Annotated in this window: 1 pseudogene; it reads right to left on the bottom strand. The window is 60.1% G+C overall.

From position 1 onward, the window contains the following. Window positions 1-123, bottom strand: a pseudogene (locus H6B10_RS17475) (class I tRNA ligase family protein); the annotation flags it as partial. Window positions 124-218: the final 95 nt, after the last annotated feature.

The following is a 218-nucleotide window of genomic DNA, read 5'->3' as shown; positions in this document are numbered from 1 at the left end:
CAGATCCTTGACGCCCTTGGGGCCTTCCACGATGTTATCCACAAACTGCTGGGGGGTAACGCCGGCTTCCTTGGCCTTCAGTTCGATCTTCTGGCCGTGTTCGTCGGTGCCGGTGCTGAACATGCCCCAGCTGACCGCAGCCGATGCCAAAGCAGCAGGCTGCACCAAACTGGGCATTCTGGCAACGGATGGAACGTTGCTGGCCGAAACCTACCAGC

Source organism: Gemmiger formicilis, assembly GCF_016901605.1.
Taxonomy (GTDB): domain Bacteria; phylum Bacillota; class Clostridia; order Oscillospirales; family Ruminococcaceae; genus Gemmiger; species Gemmiger formicilis_B.
This window is presented reverse-complemented; position numbering and strand designations above follow the sequence as displayed.